General features: G+C 66.1%; 10 protein-coding genes. 4 read left to right on the top strand and 6 right to left on the bottom strand.

The genetic code is table 11. The features are described 5' to 3' along the window. From SR3_RS15140 to SR3_RS15160, 5 genes are all read right to left on the bottom strand, one after another. Nucleotides 1–841 (bottom strand): aminotransferase class III-fold pyridoxal phosphate-dependent enzyme (locus SR3_RS15140; protein WP_157098878.1); only part of this gene is annotated, 841 nt, incomplete at its 3' end. Next, entirely contained in the window at nucleotides 838–2,181 is a 1,344-nt protein-coding gene (locus SR3_RS15145) for an APC family permease (protein ID WP_068087713.1), read from the bottom strand. The genes SR3_RS15140 and SR3_RS15145, both read right to left, overlap by 4 nt. A gap of 6 nt (nucleotides 2,182–2,187) precedes the next feature. Continuing rightward, entirely contained in the window at nucleotides 2,188–3,015 is an 828-nt protein-coding gene (locus SR3_RS15150; RefSeq protein WP_068087717.1) for a carbon-nitrogen hydrolase family protein, read from the bottom strand. 25 nt (nucleotides 3,016–3,040) lie between these two features. Continuing rightward, nucleotides 3,041–3,715 (bottom strand): RraA family protein, encoded by a 675-nt coding sequence (locus tag SR3_RS15155; protein ID WP_218018834.1) that lies wholly within the window; start codon nucleotides 3,713–3,715, stop codon nucleotides 3,041–3,043. After that, nucleotides 3,712–4,974, bottom strand: a complete 1,263-nt coding sequence (locus SR3_RS15160; RefSeq protein WP_068087725.1) for an MFS transporter — start codon at nucleotides 4,972–4,974, stop codon at nucleotides 3,712–3,714. The genes SR3_RS15155 and SR3_RS15160 overlap by 4 nt, the downstream gene beginning before the upstream one ends. Before the next feature lie 345 nt (nucleotides 4,975–5,319). Here SR3_RS15160 and SR3_RS15165 point away from each other — a divergent pair, with 345 nt between their 5' ends. From SR3_RS15165 to SR3_RS15180, 4 genes are all read left to right on the top strand, one after another. Continuing rightward, nucleotides 5,320–6,567, top strand: coding sequence for an MFS transporter (locus SR3_RS15165; RefSeq protein ID WP_157098879.1), 1,248 nt, complete (start codon nucleotides 5,320–5,322; stop codon nucleotides 6,565–6,567). A gap of 70 nt (nucleotides 6,568–6,637) precedes the next feature. Continuing rightward, on the top strand, nucleotides 6,638–7,432 hold the full coding sequence (locus SR3_RS15170; RefSeq protein ID WP_068087864.1) for a creatininase family protein: 795 nt from the start codon (nucleotides 6,638–6,640) through the stop codon (nucleotides 7,430–7,432). A 59-nt stretch (nucleotides 7,433–7,491) separates the two neighbouring features. After that, nucleotides 7,492–9,816: a TonB-dependent receptor gene (locus SR3_RS15175; RefSeq protein ID WP_169805644.1), complete on the top strand. Its 2,325-nt coding sequence runs from the start codon at nucleotides 7,492–7,494 to the stop codon at nucleotides 9,814–9,816. Nucleotides 9,817–9,894: 78 nt separating this feature from the next. Further along, a complete protein-coding gene (locus SR3_RS15180) occupies nucleotides 9,895–10,896 on the top strand; it encodes an asparaginase (RefSeq protein WP_068087737.1) in 1,002 nt (333 codons plus the stop codon). Nucleotides 10,897–11,084: 188 nt separating this feature from the next. Here SR3_RS15180 and SR3_RS15185 read toward each other — a convergent pair whose 3' ends face one another. Next, entirely contained in the window at nucleotides 11,085–13,340 is a 2,256-nt protein-coding gene (locus tag SR3_RS15185) for a patatin-like protein (protein WP_068087739.1), read from the bottom strand. Nucleotides 13,341–13,867 lie beyond the last annotated feature (527 nt).

Raw genomic sequence — 13,867 nt, forward strand, 5'->3', positions numbered from 1 at the left:
CGGCGGCGGAGAGCGGCAGGCCCCCGCCGATCACCTTGCCGAAGGTGACGATGTCGGGAACGATGCCGTCATGCTGGAAGGCATGCAGCAGGCCGGGGCGGCCAAGCCCCACCTTCACCTCATCCACCGCCAGCGGCACGTCATGCGCCTTGCACAGCCTGGAAAGCCCGGTGAGGAAACCGGCGGGCGGCACCACAAGCCCGCCATCCGACAGGATCGGCTCGACCATCAGGCAGGCCACATCGCCTGCGGCCAGCTGGGCCTCCACCTCGCTCAGGCTGGCGGCCATGCTGGCCTGCGCCGAGCCATCGACATGTGGACGGAAGGGGTTGGGATAGGTGGCGAGGTAGAGGTCGCTGTCGGCCTTGACCCCGGCGTCGATATGCACGCCCGAGACATGCATCGCCGTGCCCATGCCGCCGTGATAGCCATGCTTGAAGGCCACCACCTTGCGGCGGCCAAGGTTTTTGCGGCAGGCGCGCAGCACCACATCATTGGCGTCCGTTCCGGCATGGCCGATATAGACGCGGCGGTCGCCCTCGCCGGGGACCAGCGCCAGCAACTCCTCGGCGAAGGCCACGGAGTCGGGATGCGCCGCCGCGCCGCCGCCCGCGCCCGCAGGCGATTGCGCGGCGCGGACCATCGCCTCGGTGATGCGCGGATGGCCATGGCCAAGGCCGCAGGCGGTCCATGTCGCGGTGCAGTCGAGCAGGCGGCGGCCGCCTACTTCGGTCAGCCAAGCGCCCTTGCCGCTTTCGATGGCCAGCGGGAAGAAACGCAGCTTTTCGATCCCCGCCACGGCGGCAAGGTCACGCTGATAGAGGCTTTGGGCAGGGGTCATGACAGCTCCTGAAGGGTGGTGGGGGCGGGGTTCCGCAGGGAGAGCCCCGCAAAGCACAGGCCGGAAAAGAGAAGGGCCAGCCAGCTCGGCAGCGCGGCGTCGCCAGCAAAGGACACGGTGCTGGCCAGTGCGAACAGCAGGAAGGCGATGCCGCAAATCGGCACGATGATTTCGGCGCGCGGCAGCGACAGATGGCGGCGGGCTAGCGCCACGGCAAAGCCGCTCAGCACCAGCAGATAGGCCAGCATGATGCAGACCGCGCCGCTGCTGCCGAACAGGCCGTACAGCGCGATGGGGCTGGCGGGGATCGCGGGGACCAGCGGCTGGGCCAGGATCAGCAGGCTTTCCAGCGCCCAGACCGCGATCACCAGTTTCAGCGCCATGCGATGGGGATCGCGCCGCGTGGCTGTCAGGCTGCTCCACATGGCGCCGGAGGCGGTGATCGCGGCAATCGCGCAGGCGAAGGCCGAGCAGATCGCCACCACGCCAAAGCCGCGCGCGGCCCACGGCCCCAGATAGGCCGCGCCCAGATCGGAGAGCGCATTGGCCGAAGAGGCCAGCGCGGAACGTCCGCCGGGCAGATGGGCAAAACCGCTTTCGATGGCGGCGAACATGGCGACGAAGAACAGGCCGGAACCAAGAATGCTGATGATCAGGGCGCGGGGCATGTCGCGCGCCGGGTTGCGGCTGCTGTCGGCCAGTGTCATGCAGCTTTCAAAGCCCGCCCATGAGAAAAACGCCACCACCACGCCATCGAGCAGATGGCTCGTGCCGGCGGCGGGCAGGGGGGAGGGTGTGAGGGCAGCCTCGCCGCGCAGCCCGATCGCCGCGCCCAGCACAAGGATCAGCACGATGCCCCCGCCTTCGACCAGCAGCAGGGTGCGCATGATGGTGGCGTTGGGCCGCGTGACGATCAGCGCCGCGGCCCCCATGGCAAGGCTGAGGCAGATCAGCTTGCCCACAGCCGTTTCCACCGCCGCCGGAAAGACCGAGGCAGCAAAGGACAGGATCGCGGCGGGGGTCGCCAGCGAAAAGCCCAGATAGGCCCCCAGCAGCGCCACGCCCGCCAGTCGGCCCGGGGCCGCGCCCAGCGTCACCTGCACCGCGCGATAGGCGCTGCCCGGGCCATCGGTCAGCGGCAGCAGGCGGATGAAGGCATGGCCCACCGTGGCGATCCCCACCAGACCGACGAGGAAGATCAGCCAGATCGGCTGCGTCACCCCGGCGGGGATCGCCTGCGCATTGGCCGCCAGCACCAGCGAGGGCCCGATCAGCGCAATGGACAGCGCGGCGATCTCGATGAGGGACAGATCGCGGGTCGGGGCTGGTGTGGCGGCCATGGCGGATCAGCCCTGCGCCAGCGAGAGGCTGTAGATGTCCGCGCGGCGGTTCTGCAGCGAGGGCATGTTGCGGCGCACCTTGTCGAGCTGGTCGAGATCGATGTCGGCGGTGGTTACGCCAACGCCGGCGGGGGCCTGCGCGACGATCTCGCCCCAGGGGTCGATGATGATGCTCTGGCCGTGGCTGGCCTTGCCGGGCATGTTCTCGCCATCCTGCCCCGCCGCGACGACGAAGCAGGTGTTCTCGATGGCGCGGGCGCGCAGCAGGATCTCCCAATGCGCCTTGCCGGTGAAGGCGGTGAAGGCGGCGGGCAGGAACAGGATGCGCGCGCCGGCCAGCGCCTGCAGGCGGAACAGTTCGGGGAAGCGCAGATCGAAGCAGATCGACAGGCCGGACTGCACGCCCGCGATCTGGGTGGTGACGACATCCTCGCCCGGTTTCACCGTGCGCGATTCCATGAAGTCCACCTCGCCGGGGATGACGATGTCGAACATATGCATCTTGCGATAGGTGGCGGTGGCCTCGCCTGCGGGGTTGAAGACGACCAGCGTGTTGCCGACGCGGCTGTCATCGCCCGCGCGCACGCGGAAGGTGCCGCCGATCACCCAGATGCCCAGCTCGCGCGCCTTGTCGGCAAGGGCCGTCCACAGCGGGCCGCCTTCCTCTTCCGAGTTGGGATAGACGCCCTCATCGGGCCCCATATAGTCAAGGCATTCGGGCAGGACGGCCACTTCGGCGCCCTGCCGCTTGGCTTCGTCGAGCAATTCGAGGGCGACGCGGGTGTTCTCGGCCTTGTCGGCGCGGGAGTTCATCTGGCAGACGGAAATACGCATGGAGTTGGGTTCCTGAATAAGTGGATCAGGCCAGTGCGGCCTCAATGGCGGCGCGGGCGCCCTGAGCATCGGAGAGGCGGACTTCCCCGCGTCCGACGCGGGCCTGAAGGGCGACGCCCTTCTCCTGCACCTCCAGCGCCTTGCGGGCTTCTTCCTCGGCCTCATGCGGGGGGAGGACCAGCACGCCGCTCTCGTCGCACAGCACATAGTCGCCGGGCGTGACCACCACGCCACCGATGCTGACGGGCTGGTTGAGGCGCCCGCCCAGATCGTAAAGCCGCGTGGTGATCGGGGCCATGCCGCGGCACCACATGGGGAAGTCGCTGGCCTTCATCTCCTCGATGTCGGTGCAGGGGCCATCGACCACGCCCGCCACGCCGCCCGCCTGCTTCACCGCGATGGTCACGCCGCCGCCCCAGCAGGCGTGGCGATCATCGCCGAGGCGATCCACCACCAGAATGTCGCCGGGCGAGAGCGCGTCGATGGCATAATGCAGCAGCGTGGAGCAGGGGCCGGGCAGGGCCACGGTGATGGCGCGGCCCGCGATGCGCTTGCCGGGCAGCACGCCCTGAATGCGGCGATCGCAAAAGCCCCAGTGGCGCCAGTGGCCGACGGTGGCCGTCTCGCAGTCCGACAGCAGGGCGATCACTTCGGCGCTGACCGCCTTGGGGGCGGGCCCGATATCATATTTGCGGATCAAAGGATGTCTCCAGTCAGGGAAAGGGGGCGGTCAACGCGAACTCTGCTCCAGGCCAGCGCGCCCAGCAGGCCGATGGCGCCCAGCAGCAGGAAGGAGCTGCTCCACCCCCCGCTGCGCGCGACCAGCAGCGCCGAGATGGCCGGCGCCGAGCCCGAAGCCATGTTGCCGACGAAATTGATGACGCCGGTCAGCGTGCCGGTGGCCGGCCCGGCCAGCTCCTGCACGCTGGTCCAGGCATTGACCTGCGCCAGACCCAGCGCGGCGGCGGCGATGCAGGCCATGGTGAGGCAGAGGGCGTGGCTGGTGGCCAGCAGGCAGGCCGGGGCGCAGAGCGCGGCGATCAGCAGCGCGCCCGCGCCCATGGTCTGCCGCCCGCGCCAGACCGCGCCGCGCCAGCGCACCATGGCGCGGGCCACCTGCCCGCCGCCCAGGGCAGCGAGGCACAGCGCTGCCGACATGATGCCGACGTCGACGCCGATGGCCGTCACCGGCAGGCCGCGCGCGCGCGCCAGATAGGTAGGAAACCAGACGGTGTAGAACGAGACTGAAGCGCCGGTGCAGATATAGGCGGCTGCCAGCGCCCAGACCGAGGGCGAGGCCAGCAAGGTGCCGAGGCCGAGTCGGGCGCCCGGCGCGGCGGCGCGGGCGGAAGGAGCCCTGCCTTCACGATGAATGTCCTGACCGTAGAGAGCGGCGAAGATCGCGGCGAAGACGAAACCGACCACGCCGCAGATCAGAAACACGCCCTTCAGCCCCATCGCCACCAGCAGCCAGCCCGTCAGCGGCGCGGCGGCGATCGGCGCGGCATACAGCGCGCAGAGCAGCACCGAATTGGCCTGCGCGCGCGCGGCAGGCGGAAACAGGCGGGAGATGGCGGCGATGCTGGCGGGCCAGTCGGCGGATTGGCCAACGCCCAGCAGCACGCGCACCAGCAGCAGCAGGCCGAAGCTGCGCGCAAAGGGAGTGAGCGCGGTCATCGCCGACCACAGGAGAATCGCGCCGCACATCGTCCATTTGGAACCGAAGCGCTCCACCAGCGCGCCCGCCGGGATCTGCATCAGCGCATAGGCCCAGAAGAAGGCGGTGAAGAGCAGGCCGAGCTGGGTGAGATCGAATCCGTAATCCCGCGTGAAGACCGGCGCGGACACCGTCAACACCGCGCGGTCCGCCGCCATCAGCAGGGTAGCGGGCGTGAGCAGCAGCAGAAGGCTGCGCCATGCGCGGGCGGAACCGGGTTGGGAAGCGTCGTGCGAGGTCATGCGATATCCCTTTTGGGTACATTCTATGTATACATGAAAGATGCGCGGCGCAATCTGTTTGCAGGGCGCCCGGGGTGTTCCCACTGCCAAAATCGGCGGTGGCGGCTGGGGTAAATGACGTAGGGGGTGGACGAGAATTGGATGGTTTGACGATAAAATGCCCGGTTTTGAGCCATTTTATCGGTTAGATGGTCCAAGGATTCGCGCCCTTATGGTGCTAAATTGGACGGCGATGCCTGTCATGCGCCCGTCATGCATCTGAAAGGAGATTGACACGATGTCCGCGAATCCATACTTCTCCATGTATACACAGTGCGTACGAATTTTCGCACCGGGGGACATCCCATGATCGCTCAGACAGATATGACTGCAGCACATGCCTCCCCCCAACGCTGGCGCATGGCCGGCCTGTTGGGGGGCGGAACATTTGTTTGCTACCTCGACCGGGTCAATCTCTCGATTGCCGCCACGCCGCTGGCCCATGCCATGCATCTGTCCGATGGCCAGCTGGGCGTGGTGCTGTCGGCCTTTCTGTGGAGCTATGCCGCCGCGCAGCTGCCGGTCGGCATGCTGGTGGACCGTTTCGGCACGCGCTGGCCGATCCTGATCGCCATTGCCATGTGGGCGGCGACCTCGCTCGGCATGGTGTGGGTCAGCAGCTTTGCCGGGGTGATCCTGCTGCGGCTGCTGCTGGGCCTGGCAGAGGCGCCGATGATGCCGGCCTTCTGGCGCTCGATCACCCTGTGGTTCGGGCTGGCCGAAAGGGGCGTGTCGAACACCATGCTCGATCTGGGGTCGAAGTTGTCCTATGTGCTGGGCGTTCCGGCCATGGCCTGGGTGGTGGCGCATAGCGGCTGGCAGGGCGCGTTCCTGCTGACCGGGCTGGTGACGCTGGCCTATGGTCTGCTGTTCGCCTTGGTCTATCGCGACCCGCAGGGCACGGCCACGCCGCCTGCCGCACAAGGCTTTGATCTGACGTCGCTCTGGCCGCTGCTGGCCAGCCGCAAGATGTGGGGCGTGGCGCTGGGTTTTTCCGCTTACGTCTATGTCTATTATCTGCTGGCCACCTGGATGCCGCGCCTGCTTCAGGATCAATTGCAGATCTCGGTGCTGCGCAGCGGGCTCTACACGGCGATTCCCTGGGCGTTCGCTATCGCATGCGAAGTGCTGATCGGCGGATTGGTGGTCGACCGGCTGGTGCGGCGCGGCCATGAGGCCGGGCGGGTGCGCCAATGGACGCTGGCCCTCAGCCTGATCGTCTCGCTGGCGCTGATGGGCGCCACGCTCAGCCATTCGGTGGTGGTGGTGCTGGTGTGCCTGAGCCTCTCGGCGGCCGGGCTGGCGGTCTCCACCCCCACGGCGGGCGCCATGGTGGGGCTGATCGCGCCGCGTGAGGCGATCGGCATGCTGGGCGCCATCGTCAATCTGATCGCCAATGGCGTGGGGCTGATCGCGCCGATCGCCACCGGCTGGATCGTGCAGCACAGCGGCAGCTTTTATGGCGCGGGCCTGGCCGCTGCCGGGGTGGTCGTGGTGGGCATTGCCTCCTGCACGCTGCTGCTGGGCCGCGTTGAAGAAATCTCCCTTTCCTGACTTTTCGGCCCGCGCGGCCGCCTTTGGAGGACTCATGTACCCCGATCAGATCTACACGCCGGAAGTCCGCATGAGCAGACTGTGCGCCACCGATGCGCGCGCCGCCTATCAGGCCAATCCGGTGATCCTGGTGCCGATGGGCAGCCATGAGGATCAGGGGCCGCATTTCCCCATGGGTGATTACCTCTTCGCCGAGCGCATCGCCGAACTGGCGGCTGTCGCGGCGACGCAGGCCGGAACGCCCACCTTTGTTGCCCCCGTCATCCCTTATGGCGGCGAGGATTTCTTCCGCTCGGCCAAGGGCGGCATCGTGATCGAGCAGTCGACGCTCGAACTGATCCTGATGGATGTGATGAACTCGCTGATCGCCAATGGGCTGACCCGCATCGTGCTGGTCAACGGCCACAGCGGCAATGTGAACCCCATCGCGGTGACGATCCGCAAGATCCACCAGCAGCATGGCGTGGTGGTGCCCAGCATCTATCTCTGGGAATGCGCCTATCGCCTGCTGCCCCAGCGCGTGGGGGCGCAGGAGGCCGCGCGCCGCGCCGGTCATGGCGCCGATCCGCTGGGCAGCGTGGGGCTGCATCTGCATCCCGAGCTGGTGCGCAGCGAATATCGCCCGCAGCAGATGCCGACCAGGCTCGATCCGGTCTTCGGCAAGAGCTTCACCAATCTGGGCAAGATCGCCTTCGGTTCGGTCGAGTTCGGCGTGCCCTATGACTATGCCGACACCTACAACGCCGGCGTGGCCACGGGCGATCCGCATCTCTGCGATGCCGAGACTGGCGCATGGCTGACCGGCGAGCTGGTCGATGGGCTGGTCGGTATGTGCTCGGCGATGGGTGCCGCAGCGCAAGGCTAAAATCTTCGGAAAATAACGAATTGCTCGTGGGGAGCTTCACTTTTCAGGAGGGCGTTTCAATGAAACTGGGATTGTTGGTAAGCGTGGGACTGGGCGCCGTGGCGCTGGCCTCTTCCGCTCAGGCGCAGACGGCCGCAGCGGGTAAGGACAGCGCCCCCGCCGCGATCAATCAGGAAGCCGATATTGTGGTGGAGGGCCACACCAACCGCACGAACATGGCCGGCGGCGGCATGATCGCCGTGCAGGACGCGCCCATCGTGAAGACCACCATCGGGCAGGGCTTCATCGCCAAGCAGGTGGCCGCGCAGAACGCGCTGGCGGCGATCCGTCTGGCGCCGGGCGCCAACGTCGGCCAAGACAATCCCTATGGCATTTCCGAGCGCGGCGACCTTTCGGTGCGCGGCATGGATCAGAGCCAGATGGGCTTCGTGCTGGAAGGCATGCCGCTGGGCGATCCCAACAACTATCTGCCCAACACCAATGAGTGGATCGACAATGAAAACATCAAGTCGATCACGCTGACCCAGGGCACCAGCGATCTGGATTCGCCGGTCACCTCGGCCTCGGGCGGTCTGCTTCAGGTCAACATGCGCGATCCGGCCAAGACCATGGGCGGCACCGCCTCGGCCAGCTTCGGCAGCTATGACGCCTATCGCGGCTTTATCCGCCTCGACAGCGGCGAGATCGGCAAGACCGGTATCCGCGTGGCGGGTTCCTATTCCTATATTTCAGCCCGCAATTTCCGCGGGGCGGGCGTGAGCAACCGTCAACATGTCGATGTCAAGGCGCTGAAGGAATGGGATAACGGCAGCCGCGTTGCGCTGATCTGGACGCGCAACCAACTGCTGAATTACCGCAGCACCATCGTCAATCAGGCGCAATGGAATGCGGCGGGCGCCAATCAGGATTATTCGGCCAACTACACCTTCGGAAATACGAACTACTATAAGTTCTATCCTTTCTATCGCAATGTCGACTTCATCCAGGCCCCGTCCAAGCTGAAGCTGACCGACAATCTGACGCTGGATGTCACCCCCTATTACCGCAGCATGCGCCCCAATGGTCCGGGCGGTTCGCTGCTCTCCACCTCGGGGCTCTATGTTGGCAATCAGAAGTACACCGAGACGCTGAACGTTCCCTATTCGCAGGGCGGCAAGTTCGTGGCCGAGGCCATGTCGAACATCAGCGAATATGAAGGGGGCATCAACACCGCCCTGACCTGGAAGACCGGCCATCACGAAATATCGGGCGGCGTGTGGTTCGACCGTTTCTGGGAACGCGCCCTGTCGAAATTCGTGGGCGTTGACCAGAACGGCTATGCCAATGATACGGGCAGCGATTATCTGAAATATTCAGACGGCACGATCCTTTCGACCACCAATTACTACCTCAACCGGCAGGTGAATGCGCTCTACCTCAGCGACAAGATCAGCCTGCTGGATGACAAGCTGAAGCTGATGTTCGGCGTGAAGCAGATCTTCGTCGATGTGTCGGGCAACAACTTCCTGCCCGGCGCCACCTCGATCATCGGCGTGCATCAGACCAAGACGACGCCCCGCTTCGGCGCCACCTATTCCTTCGGCGAGAACAGCATGCTGTTCTTTGATCTGGTCACCAACGCCCGGCCGCCCTCGCCGGGGCCGACCTATATGGATGTCTTCAGCGTCACCACCGGTGCCAAGACCACCGTGGGCAACCTCAACACGCCGATGGAATATTCCTTCATGCAGGAGGTGGGCTATCGCTATCAGGGCTTCCTGAACTTCTCGATCGCGGGCTTCCACAACAAGCTGACCAACCATCAGGTCAACACCATCGTGGTTCAGGACGGTGTGCTGACCCAGTCGCAGATCGCGGCGGGCGGCGAGTCGATCTGGGGCGCCAATGTCGAGATCGGCCTGCGCCCGTGGCATCACTTCAGCCCCTATCTCTCGGGCCAGTATCTGCATGCCACCACCGACGATGATCTGCCCTCCGGCAATGATTACCTGCCCACCAAGGGCAAGGTGGCGGTCCGCACGCCCAGCTTCATGGGTTCGGCGGGGCTGACCTATGACGATGGCAAGTTCTTTTCCGTGGGCACGCTGCGTTACGTGGGGTCGCAATATTCGACCTTCATGAACGACCAGAAGATGCCGTCTTACGCGACGCTGGACTTCTCGATCGGCTATCGTCTGCCTGACATCAAGGCGCTCAAGCGCCCCACGGTGCAGTTGAACCTCATCAACCTGACCCGCGGCGCCTATCTCGGCTCCATCGCCAGCCCCACCGGCAATTCGGTGGCCACGGTGGGCCGCAAGGGCACGCTGATCTCCGCCTCGCAGCCCGGTTACTACATGAACTCGGGCTTCACGGTGATGGGCACGCTGCGCACAGATTTCTGAGCCCACGAGCGGTGGCGGCGGTATGTTAGCGCATGCCGTCGCCACTCATTGCGAGGGCGGAAACGGCGGAGAGAGACGATGGCGATCCTGCTGATCGACGCCGGTGGCACAATCTCCTCGCGTCCGGGGGAAGGCGGTGCTCTGGTCGAGTGCCCGGCTGCCGACATGGCCGGGCTGCCTGATCTTCCGGCAGGTGTCGTGATGATTGTCGAGCGGGCCTATGCGGGCCTGAGCGAAAACATGGATTTCAGCGATATGACAAGCGTCGCCCGCGCCGTGCTGGATGGGCAGGCGCGGGCCGATGTGGATGGCATTGTGGTGGCGCATGGCGCCGATATTATGGAGGAATGCGCTTATCTCTGCGATTTGGTGACACCATGCGCCAAGCCGGTGGTCTTCACCGGCGCCCAGCGCGCACCGGGCGCGCCGGATTTCGACGGGGCGACCAATCTGCGCGATGCCGTCGCCGTGGCGCAGCATCCCATGGCGGCCTCGCTGGGGGTTCTGATCGCCTTTGGCAGCCGGATCATCCCGGCGGTTCATGCTTACAAATGCCACACGAGCGCGTTGGCCGCTTTTGCCGGGCATGGCGCGAATGTCGGCTCGGTTGCCGGGGACGCGGTGCGCCTGCCGCAATCCAGGACACGCCCCGCGCCGCTTGTCTTGTGCGAAGCCGGGGAGGATGTGGTTTTGCTCAAGCTGACGGCGGCGATGCCGGCTCGCCTGATCGAGGCCGTGACAGCAGCGGGCTATCGCGCGCTTGTGATCGAAGGGCTGGGCGCGGGCAACGCGCCCGATGCGGTGGTGGAGGCTGTGGCGGCCGCGTGCATGCGCGAGCTGACCGTGGCCATTGGCACGCGTTGCCCGGGCGGGGAGTCTGGTGGTGCCTATGATAGTGGCCGGCGCCTGATGGCGGCAGGCGCCCTCTCATGTGGTCGGCTTCCTGCTGTGCAGGCTAGGATACTGCTATGCCTGCTGTTTGCGGAGGGCAGGCAGCCCGATGACATTGCTCAAACCTTCAAATGGCATGTGACATCCTTGACCCAAACCGAGCGGGGAGCTTCTGAGGATGCGGCATGATCCGGGTCGCGGATCGTCGTCCCTTGCCGCGTGAACAGAAGACGGCTTTTACGGATCGTGATTATGCGCGGGAAGGGCAGTCCTGAGCCTGACCGGGGTTTCCTCGCCAGTGGTTCCCCTAAGCGCTGCCCCTGCGGCAGACAGGGCCTTCGTCACATCGCCGGGATTAGCCATCACCATGGATGGCATCATGCGATACACAGTTCCTCGCGCAAGGCGACAATCAGGTCGGGGATGCGTGTCAGTTGCCCTTCCTCCTCGTCCAATATGGCGGTGAACAGGGCTTGCCGGATCGCCGCCCGTTCCTCGGTCGGGATGGTCACCGGGCAAGCCGACCACACAATGTCGAGCAGGCGCGCGCCGCCGTGCAGGCGCCCCATCAGATAATCATGCTCGCGCCAGGCGCGGCTGAAAAAGGCGCCGAACTGATGCATCGCCTCGCCTTTCAGCCGTCGCGCCAGGCCGGTTTCGCTCTGGTCGCCTTGCCAGTCCATGGGTGAAATGCGGTCGATGCGCACGGGCGATGTCTCGGCCAGATCGTTCTGCTGGAACCATGCCAGCGTGGCGGCGTCATGATAGGCGAAGCCAAGGTAGGCCAGCATCACAGTCTCAACCAGCGCATCAGGCAGCTCCGGCAGCGCCTCGGCCAGCACCGCGTCCACCTGCCGGTCCTGCCGGTCCATCCCTCGCGCTTCGGCCAGATCGCGTAGCGCCGCACCGGGATGGCGGGCCCAATCCGCGCCCTGCGCCTCACCTTGCACCCCATCTGGTACGGGGCCCAGCGTCAGCGAGAGCGCCTGCCACGCAGCGGTGCTGGCCCGGTCATGGGCGGTTTCGGCGATCTCGGGCTGCGCCTCGCGCGCCTGATCCAGCCGCGCGATCAGATGCCGCATGCGCCGCTGACGATAGGCCACGTCATGGTCGCGCAGGAAGCCGATCAGCTCGCCCGACAGGCCCGGCCCCTCCGATGGCGTCAGGCGCAGATTGGCCCGCGCCCATCGCCCCAGGGTCGCGCGGGGCGCGCCGGCGCCGGCGGCGATCTGGTCCAGCGTGGCCTCCAGCTTGTAAAGCGCATAGGCGTGATAGGCATAGCCCGCCTGCTGCGCCGCGGCGTGCTGCGCGGCGTTCCGCCATGCGCCCAATTGCCTGGCGGAGGGGCGCGCGCCCAGAATCTCTTCGCCCAACACCAGCCGCACGGCCTTGGTCACCTCGTCCTGAATGCCGGTGGCGATGTCATGGGCGCGCTGCAGGGCGGCCGATTGGCGGGTGAGCGATTCAAGGTTGTCACGGATGGGCTGCTCACGCGGAATGGTTGAAATGGCGCGAAAGATGACCGGAAAGAAGCCCGGCGGGCCATCCCCGTTGGGTTCCGCACGCAGGGATCGCGATTGCGTGGGGTCGACATAGACGAGGCGGCGGTCGACCTCGACCTCGGCGGGGCGGGCGGACAGGGCGGCGATGGCTGGACCGAAGGGCGCGTTGACCAGCACCGATCCGTCGATCAGGGCCACCTTGTGCAGATCGCCGCTGGCCGCATGGGCGGGCAAGATCCGCGCCAGAAATGCGTCGCGCCCCGGCCAGGCTTCGCCCCGGTCGGCCATCATCCGGTCAATTTCACTCACCTGCAACGGCGGGAAGGCGCCGGGAAAGCTGGCCGTGGCCCGCGCGGCAAAGACCAGATCGGGCAGGGAAGCCCAGGGCCCCGCCGTGGATGAGGCCCGGAAATCGATGGACACACGATGTTCGCGCTCCTCCACCCAGTCCGGACTGTGGAGCGCGATGCGCTGGACGTAGCCGGTGCAGTCCGTCGCCGTGGTGAACAGGTCAAGCGGGTGGGCATCTGGCAGCAGGCGCAGCCCCGCCGGGCTGGCGGCCATCTCGTCCAGCGCCTCGGCGATCATGCCGGAAAAGCCAGGACCGCTGAAGGGGGCCTCGAACCAGCGGGCGCGCACCAGATGGGCCAGCCTGCTGCGCACCTCCAGCTCGTCGGTGGCCGAAACCGGCTCCCCGGCCCCCAGCATGCGCCCCATCAGCGGGGCCAGCCACTGCTTGGCCGTCCCGCGCCATGTGCCCTCTTCCCGGGTGAGCAACTGGTCGATATCGGCCCGTTGCAGCCAAAGGCGCGTCAGCGGTTCGAGCGATTGGCCCGACTGAATGGCCTGGGCCAGAAACACGCTGTTGAGCCCGCCCGCGCTGGCCCCGGCGACAATATCGGGCAGGATGGACAGATTGAGCCCGCCCCGCCGCCCGATCGTGTCCAGCATGGCGGCGTAGACCTGCTCGACGCGATGCAGGGAAGGGGTAGCGTGCTGGCCGGCGGCGCGCTGACGCGCGGTGCTGGCCCGGGCCAGATGCCATACTTCCTTGGTCACGCCATGCATGTAAACGGCAAGGCTGATCCCGCCATAACAGACCAGGGCGATGCGGAGTTCCTTGCGGCGCATGGGTGGCACTGTGCGCCTTTGCCCCGTTGATGGCAATCGCCTGTCGAAAGAGCGGTTCTGTGGAGCCATGTCGCGTGGCCGGATGGGGTGCAGGATGGCCCGCAAAGACATGGCCGGCGCGATCCAGGAGGAACCCGCCACCAGCCACCCTCGCCGATCAAAGCGGAAACCAGGCTCAGCCATGTCAACACAGTCAAGGCGCTGGGCCAGACTCATTGGCGGTTCAAGCCGAAATTACGGCGGTTCATGCGGCGGCGCGCGGTGACGCCGTGATTCTGAAAAAATCACTATAAACCAAGTCATTCATAATCAGAACAAAAAGGGGATTTCAGGCGTTGCAGATGGCCGCAAAGGTAGCGGATATTCTGCAAGGGTGTTTTGGCGCCGATGGCCCGCTGGCCACGATTCGGCTCACCGGCTCGCTGCCCGCGATCTGCCGCACCATGCGCAGCAGCATCTAACGCTCGGCAATGCGCAGGCGGGAAAGGGCAGCCGCGTTGGTCGTCATCGACAGGTTCAGATGGAGC

The sequence above is a fragment of the Novosphingobium rosa NBRC 15208 genome (assembly GCF_001598555.1).
Classification (GTDB): domain Bacteria; phylum Pseudomonadota; class Alphaproteobacteria; order Sphingomonadales; family Sphingomonadaceae; genus Novosphingobium; species Novosphingobium rosa.